General features: G+C 68.3%; 1 protein-coding gene. It reads left to right on the top strand.

Annotation, left to right across the window (positions count from 1 at the left end; genetic code table 11):
* The coding region (locus tag LZ199_RS45640; protein WP_254000137.1) for a non-ribosomal peptide synthetase at nucleotides 1-8,211 on the top strand (8,211 nt) is incomplete at both ends.

The following is an 8,211-nucleotide window of genomic DNA, read 5'->3' on the forward strand; positions in this document are numbered from 1 at the left end:
AGACTCGCCTCGCCGCCATCTGGGCCGAAGTCCTCCATCTCGACTCCGTCAGCGTCACCGACGACTTCTTCTCCCTTGGCGGCCACTCCCTGCTCGCCACCCAGGTCGTCTCTCGCGTCCGCAAGGCTTTCGACTTCGAGCTGCCCCTGCGCGCGCTCTTCGAGGCGCCGACCGTCGCCACGCTCGCCGCTCGCGTCGATGCCGTGGGTCGCGGAGACCTGTCGCTCCAGCGGCCTGCACTCGTGGCGGTGCCTCGCACGGGTCCTCTGCCGCTGTCGTTCGCACAGCAGCGTCTGTGGTTCCTCGACAGGCTCCAGCCGGGCAGCCCGTTCTACAACATCCCTTCGGCCATCCTTCTCAACGGCGGGCTGAATCTCGCCGCGCTGGAGCGCGCGATTCAGGAACTCGTGCAGCGCCATGAAGCGCTGCGCACCTCGTTCCACGTCCAGGCGGATGGCGAGGCCGTCCAGCACATCCATCCTCGCGTGGAGCTGTCCGTTCCCGTGACGGACCTGGAGGGCGTGCCTGAAGCCACGCGAGACACCGAGGCGCTGCGGCTGGCCCAGCTCGAAGCGCAGAAGCCGTTCGATCTCTCCCAAGCCCCGTTGATCCGTGCTTCGGTGCTGCGCCTCAGCGAGCAGCGCTACATCCTGCTCGTCACGGTCCACCACATCGTCTCGGATGGTTGGTCCAACCGCATCCTCACGCAGGAAGTCGGCGCGCTCTACGCCGCGTTCTCACAGGGACTCCCGTCGCCGCTCGCGCCGCTGGAGCTCCAGTACGCGGACTACGCGGCGTGGCAGCGAGGCTGGCTGCGCGACGAAGCCCTCTCTCATCAGGTGAGCTGGTGGCGAGGTCAGCTCTCCGGCGCTCCGCACGCCCTGGAGTTGCCCACCGACAGGCCGCGTCCACCCGTCCAGACGGCGAACGGCGGCACGTTGCCCATCGACCTGGGCTCGCAGCTCACCGCCGAGCTGCGCGCGCTGTGCCTGCGCGAAGGCGTCACGCCCTTCATGGCGCTGCTGTCCGCGTTCCAGGTGCTGCTCGCGCGGTACTCGGGGCAGGATGACATCGTCGTGGGCTCGCCCATCGCGAACCGGCAGCGCTCCGAAATCGAAGGCATCGTCGGATTCTTCGTCAACACGCTCGCGCTGCGTGCGCGGCTGACAGAGAAGATGACGTTCCGCGAGCTGCTGGCCCAGGTGAAGGAGACGACGCTCGGGGCGTACACGCACCAGGACGTGCCCTTCGAGAAGCTCGTCGACGAGCTGAAGCCCGAGAGAGACCTGAGCCGGTCTCCGCTCTTCCAGGTGATGTTCGCCCTCCAGAACACGGGGCGCTCGGTAGCGCCGCAGGAGGGTGAGGACACGGGGGCGCTCCAGCCGATGCGGGTGGACAGCGGCACGGCCAAGTTCGACCTGTCCCTGCTGTGCGGTGACTACGGCGACGACATCGGCGGTCTGCTCGAGTTCAACACCGACCTGTTCGACCGCGGCACCACGGAGCGAATGGGCAAGCATCTGGTGAGCCTGCTGAAGTCCGCGGTGAACAACCCCGGCCAGTCACTCTGGCGGCTGCCGCTGCTCGACGAGCAGGAGCGTCTCCAGTTCCTCGTCTCCTGGAACGACACCTCACGGCATGCGCACGCCGTCACCACGATGCACGGCCCCTTCGAGGCCCAGGTGCTTCGTACGCCTGACGCCATCGCCATCTCCGACGGCACGCACTCGCTCACCTACGCGGCCCTGGATGCACGCGCCAATCAGCTCGCCCGTCACCTCGCCTCTCGCGGCGTGACTCCGGGCCTCGCCGTCGGCATCTGCCTCGACAAGTCCCTCGACATGGCCGTCGCCGTCCTCGCCACCCTCAAGGCCGGCGCCTTCTACGTCGCTCTCGACCCCAACTACCCCGCAGAGCGCCTCGCCTTCATGCTCGCGGACACTCGCGCTCCTGTCGTCCTCACCCACTCACTTCTCGCCTCCGTCCTCCCGGAGAGCACCGGCGCGCGCTTCGTCCTCATCGACTCCGAGGCCGAAGCCATCTCCCGCCAGTCCACGCAGGCGCCTTCCGTCCTCGTCTCCACCGAGGACATCGCCTACGTCATCTACACCTCCGGCTCCACGGGCATCCCCAAGGGCATCGTCATGCCCCACCGCGCCCTGAGCTTCCTCCTCGCCTGGCAGATTCGTCAGTCCCCCAACCCTCGCGCGGTGACGCTCCAGTTCGCCTCCCTCAACTTCGACGTCTCCATCCAGGAGCTCTTCGCTTCCTGGTGGGTGGGTGCCCACGTCGTCCTGCCCACCGGAGGCCTGCGCCAGGACATCCCCGCCCTGCTCGACTTCATGCACCGTCAGCAGGTGGAGCGACTCTTCCTCCCCTTCGTCGCACTCCAGGCCATGGCGGACTCCGTCTCTCACGGCGCCACCCTGCCTTCCGCCCTGCGCGAAGTCGTCACCGCCGGTGAGCAGCTCCAGGTCAACGCCACGTTGGCGTCCTTCTTCGAGCGGCTCCCGGGCAGCGTCCTCGAGAATCAGTACGGCCCCTCGGAAGCGCACGTCGTCTCCGCCTTCCGTCTCCAGGGTGCGCCCTCCGCCTGGCCTCGCCTGCCTTCCATCGGCTCGCCTGTCGGCCACACCCAGCTCTTCGTCCTCGACCCTCTCGGCCAGCCCGTCCCCATCGGCGTCGCGGGTGAAGTCTTCGTTGGCGGTACCCACCTCGCTCACGGCTACCTCGCTCGCCCTGACACCACCGCTCAGGCGTTCGTGCCGAATCCGTTCTCGGGTGTGCCCGGCTCTCGCCTCTACCGCACCGGCGACTCCGCTCGCTGGAAGGCCGACGGCACCTTGGAGTTCCTCGGCCGCCTCGACTTCCAGGTGAAGGTGCGTGGCTTCCGCGTGGAGTTGGGTGAAGTCGAGTCCGTCCTCCGCACCGCACCGGGCATGCGTGACGCCGCCGCTGTCGTCCGCGAGGACGTCCCCGGCGACAAGCGCCTCATCGGCTACGTCGTCCTCTCTCCCGACTCCGCCCTCGACTCAGAGGCCCTGCGCACCTTCCTCCTCAAGCGTCTGCCTGAGTACATGGTGCCCTCCGCCTTCATCTCCCTGGCGGCACTGCCTCTGACTCCCAGCGGAAAGCTCGCTCGCAAGCTGCTTCCCGCTCCCGACGCCGACACCCTGCGTGGCGACTCTTCCTTCGTCGCTCCTCGCAACCCCGAGGAAGAGAAGCTCGCCTCCCTCTTCGCCACCGTCCTCCGCCTGGAGCGCGTCGGTGTCACCGACAACTTCTTCGCCCTCGGTGGCCACTCCCTCCTCGCCACCCAGGTCATCTCCCGCATCCGCTCCTCCTTCGGTGTCGAGCTTCCTCTCCGCGCCCTCTTCGAGGCTCCCACCGTCGCCTCCCTCGCAGCTCGCATCACCGCGGCCTCCCAGGAAGGCTCCAGCGCTCAGCCTCCTCCCATCCTCCCTGTCCCTCGCACCGGCCCGCTTCCTCTCTCCTTCGCCCAGCAGCGTCTCTGGTTCATCGACCAGCTCCAGCCCGGCTCCTCCACCTACAACATGCCCTCCTTCGTCCGCTTGGACGGGCATCTCGACATCAACGCGCTCCAGCTCAGCTTCGATGAGCTCGTCCGTCGCCATGAAGCGCTTCGCACGACGTTCATCCAGCGCGACGACCAGCCCTTGCAGGTCATCGCGCCGCATGCCGAGCTCCCCGTCACTCGCGTGGACCTCCGAGGCCTCGACGCGGAGGGTACTCGTGCGGAAGTCGAACGCAGGCTGATGGAGGAATACCAGCGGCCCTTCAACCTCTCCACGGGTCCGCTCATCCGCGCTCAAATCCTGGAGCTGAGCGACACCGAGCACGTGCTCGCGCTCAACATGCACCACATCGTCTCCGACGGTTGGTCCATGGGCGTGCTCATCCAGGAGGTCGGCTCTCTCTACGACGCCTTCTCCCACGGCAGGCCGTCACCGCTCGCGCCGCTCGCCATCCAGTACGCCGACTTCTCCATCTGGCAGCGCGGCTGGCTCCAGGGAAGCGTGCTCGACGCGCAGATTGCCTACTGGCGCAAGCAGCTCGCGGACCTCACCTCGCTCGAGCTGCCGCTCGACAAGCCTCGGCCCGCCGTGCAGACCACCGCGGGCGGAAGGGTGTTCGTCAACCTTCCGCTCGCGACCGCCGAGAAGCTCAAGAGCCTGTGCCAGCGCGAAGGCGCCACGCCCTTCATGGCGCTGCTCGCCACGTGGCAGCTCCTGCTCTCCCGCTACTCCGGCCAGGACGACATCACCGTCGGCTCGCCCATCGCCGGTCGCCACCGCTCGGAACTCGAAGGACTCATCGGCTTCTTCGTCAACACGCTCGTGCTGCGCGCGCGCATCGACTCCCGTGCGTCCTTCCCGCGTTTGCTGCGGCATGTGAAGGAAGCCGCGCTGGGTGCGTATGCCCACCAGGACATTCCCTTCGAGCGGCTCGTCGAGGAGCTCCAGCCCGGCCGCGACATGAGTCGCAGTCCGCTGTTCCAGGTCCTCTTCGTCCTCCAGAACACGCCAGCATCCGCCATCCAGAAGACGGAGCTGACGCTCAGCCCGGTGGAGGTCAGCGGAAGCACGTCGAAGTTCGAGCTCCAGCTCAGCCTCGTCGAGACGCCTGACGGCATCTTCGGAGCGCTTGGCTACAACTCCGACCTCTTCGAGCGCGCCACCATCGAGCGCATGGCCCGTCACTTCGAGCTGCTCGTCGAAGCCGTCGTCAACCGACCCGACGTCGCTGTCTCCGCCCACTCCATCCTCACGGAGGCCGAGCGCCGCGATGTCCTCGTCGACTGGGCTTTGTCCCCGGTCATCACCTCGCCCGACTCCACGCTCCCCGAGGTCTTCGCACGCGTCGTCGCGCGTTCTCCCGACGCAACGGCCCTCCTCTTCGGTGAGGATGTCCTCACCTATCGCCAGCTCGACGCCCGCTCCAACCAGCTCGCCTGGCACCTGCGCGCCCTGGGCGTCTCCACCGACTCCCGCGTCGCGTTCTCGCTGGAGCGCTCCTTCGACCTCGTCGTCACGCTCCTCGCCATCCTCAAGGCCGGCGGCGCCTACGTCCCTCTCGACGCCAGCTACCCCCGCGAGCGCCTCTCCAACATGATGGAGGACGCCCAGCCGCTGCTCATCCTCACCTCTCGCGCCCTCGCATCGAAGCTCCCGACGGAGGGCCTCACCACCCTCGTCCTCGACGACGTCGATTTCTCGTCTCAGCCCACGGGCGCGCTGCCGCCAGCGGCCCTGCCCCTGTCCCTGGCCTACGTCGACTTCACGTCCGGCTCGACGGGCCGGCCCAAGGGTGTCGGCACTCCGCACTCCGGCGTCCTTCGCACGCTCGTCGGCCCCGACTACACGCGGTTCGGTCCTCAGCAGACGCACCTGCTGCTCGCGCCCATCTCCTTCGACGCCGCGACATTCGAGATCTGGGGCGCGCTGCTTCATGGCGCGCGGCTCGTCGTCCCGCCGCCGCACTCGCTATCGCTCGAGGAGATCTGGCAGGCCGTGTCCCGTCACGGCGTCACCACGCTCTGGGCCACCATTGGTCTCTTCACCCAGCTCGCGGACTCCGGGCTTCCGGGCTTGAGTTCGTTGCAGCACGTCCTCACCGGCGGCGACGTCGTCTCGCCACTCCATGTCCGCAAGGCCCTGAGCACGTGGCAGGTGCCCGTCACCAACGCCTATGGCCCGACGGAATCCACCGTCTTCGCCACGACCTTCACCGTCACCCGGCCCGAGGACGTTGGCACGACGCTGCCCATCGGTCGCCCCATCCACGGCACGCAGCTCTTCGTGCTGGACGCCACGCTCCAGCCCGTTCCCCCTGGCGTCACGGGTGAGCTGTTCATTGGCGGTGAGGGCCTCGCGCGCGGCTACCTCCTCCGCCCCGACCTCACCGCCGAGCGCTTCATTCCCCACCCGTTCAGCACCACGCCCGGAGCACGCCTCTACCGCACCGGCGACCTGGTCCGCTGGCGCGACGACGGCGCGCTCGACTTCCTCGGCCGCTCCGATGCCCAGGTGAAGCTGCGCGGCTTCCGCATCGAGTTGGCCGAAATCGAGGCAGCGCTGCGCTCGCACCCCTCCGTCACCGGGGCCATCGCCCTGCTGCGCGAGGACGCGCCGGGCGACAAGCGCCTCGCCGCCTACTACACGTCTTCGGCCCCCATCGACTCGGCGGACTTGCGCTCGTTCCTCAAGCTCAAGCTGCCCGAGTTCATGCTGCCGTCGTTCCTGCTCCACCTGGACGCGTTCCCGCTCACCGCGAACGCGAAGCTCGACAGGAAGGCCCTCCCGGCTCCCGACACCTTCGCGTCCTCGAAGTCCTTCCTCGCGCCTCGCACTCCCGCCGAGGAGCTGCTCGCGTCCATCTGGGCCGACGTCCTTCGTCTCGACAAGGTCAGCGTCTCCGACGACTTCTTCGAGCTGGGCGGTCACTCGCTGCTCGCCACGCAGGTGGTGTCGCGCATCCGCAAGGCGTTCGAGGTCGAGCTGCCCTTGCGCGCGCTCTTCGAGGCGCCGTCCGTCGCGCAATTGGCCACGCGCATCGCCGCCGCTCGGCAGGAGCATTCGAGGCAGGCGCCTCCGCTGGTGCCCACGCCTCGCACCGGAGAGCTGCCGCTGTCCTTCGCGCAGCAGCGGCTCTGGCTCGTGGATCAGCTCGAGCCCGGGACCTCCGCGTACAACATCCCCTCGGCGCTGCGGCTGAGGGGAACGCTCCACCTCTCCGCGCTGGAGCAGTCCTTCACCGCGCTGCTCGAACGCCACGAATCCCTGCGCACCACGTTCGTCGCCCGGGACGGCGAGCCCGTGCAGCACATCCACCCGGCCGAGCGGTTCTCACTGCCCATCGTGGAGCTGGGCATGCTGTCCGCCGAGGAACGCGAGGAGCACGCGCGGAGGCTCACGGCCGAGGAGGCCCAGCGTCCGTTCAATCTCGCCCGAGGGCCCGTGTTCAGGGCGATGCTGCTTCGCCTGGCGCCCGAGGACCACGTGCTGCTGGTCACCATGCACCATGCCGTCTCGGACGGTTGGTCCATGGGTATCCTCATCCAGGAGCTGGCGGCGCTGTATGCGGCCTTCGCCTCGGGCGGAGACGCTCGACTGCCCGCGCTCCCCATCCAGTACGCGGACTTCGCGACCTGGCAGCGCTCCTGGTTGAAGGGCGACGTTTTGGAGCAACAGCTCGGGTACTGGCGTCGTCAGCTTGGCGCGCTTCCTCCGCTGCTGGAGTTGCCCACGGACAAGCCTCGTCCTCCGGTTCGCAATCCTCGCGGAGCCTCTCAGCCCGTGCGGGTGTCGAAGGAGCTGACGGAGCGCCTGATGACGCTCTGCCGCCAGGAAGGAGCCACGCCGTTCATGGCGCTGCTCGCCGTCTGGCAGGTGTTGCTCGCACGCTACTCGGGACAGGACGACATCACCGTCGGTTCGCCCATCGCCGGCCGCACCCGGACGGAGACCGAGGGGCTCATCGGCTTCTTCGTGAACACGCTCGTGCTGCGCACGCAGGTCCGCCCCGGCCTGCGCTTCCGCGAGTTGCTGGCGCAGGTGCGCGCCACCACGTTGGGCGCCTATGAGCATCAGGACGTCCCGTTCGAGAAGCTCGTCGAGGAGCTGAAGCCCCAGCGCAGCCTGAGCCACACGCCGCTGTTCCAGGTGATGTTGTCACTCCAGAACCTCCCGGTGGCGAACCGCACCGTGGAGAGCACGTCCGATGACAGCGCGCCGCTGTATCTGGAGTCGTTCGCGCAGGAGCTTCAGGTCACGAAGTTCGACCTGACGCTGACCTTGTCACAGACGCCGGAAGGACTGGCCGGTGGGCTCAGCTACCGCGTGGACCTCTTCGAGGAGGCCACCATCGCCCGCTGGGTGGAGCACCTGAACACCCTGCTGGAAGCGGCCATCACCGCCCCCGACACCCTCGTGGGTGAGCTGCCGATGCTGCCAGCGGAGGAGCGCCGTCAGGTGCTCGTCGAGTGGAACGACACCCGCCGCGAGCTGCCCTGGACTGGCGCCTTCCACGAGCGCTTCGAGGCCCAGGCCGCCCTCACGCCCGACGCCCTCGCCGTCCTCGACGACGCCTCCTCTCTCTCCTTCCTCCAGCTCAATCAGCGCGCCAACCAGCTCGCCCACTTGCTGCGCTCGCGTGGTGTCGGGCCCGAAGTCCGCGTCGCCTTCTGCCTGG

Origin of the sequence: Myxococcus qinghaiensis (genome assembly GCF_024198215.1) — a bacterium.
GTDB lineage: Bacteria > Myxococcota > Myxococcia > Myxococcales > Myxococcaceae > Myxococcus > Myxococcus qinghaiensis.